Below are 320 nucleotides of genomic sequence, written 5' to 3' on the forward strand. Positions count from 1 at the left end.
CGATGGCCACTGGAGTCCGCTGCAGCAGAGCGGCCTGGCCCTGCCGGCCTCGCAACGGACACTGCCCGGTCGCCAGCTGATGTTCGCCCTGGCGCCGACCGCCGGTGCGGTGGAGGAGGTCTACCTGCGACTGGATTCGCGAGAGACCTTTGTCCTGCCGCTGCGGCTGGTGACCCCGGCCGCCTATCTGCGCGAGGCGCAGCAGGATGCCTGGCTGATCGGCGGCTTCTTCGGTTGCCTGGTCACCATCCTCTTGCTGACCCTCACCCTGTGGGGCTGTGGCCGCCGCTCGGGCTTTGGCTGGTATGCCCTCTATCTGC

At 68.8% G+C, this 320-nt stretch carries 1 protein-coding gene; it reads left to right on the plus strand.

Features of this window, described 5'->3' with window-relative positions:
* Nucleotides 1-320, plus strand: a 320-nt coding sequence (locus FS767_RS21915) for a 7TM-DISM domain-containing protein (protein ID WP_178102771.1), incomplete at both ends; no start/stop codon positions are given.

The sequence above is a fragment of the Pseudomonas sp. DE0010 genome (assembly GCF_007680745.1).
In the GTDB taxonomy this organism is placed as follows: domain Bacteria; phylum Pseudomonadota; class Gammaproteobacteria; order Pseudomonadales; family Pseudomonadaceae; genus Aquipseudomonas; species Aquipseudomonas parafulva_B.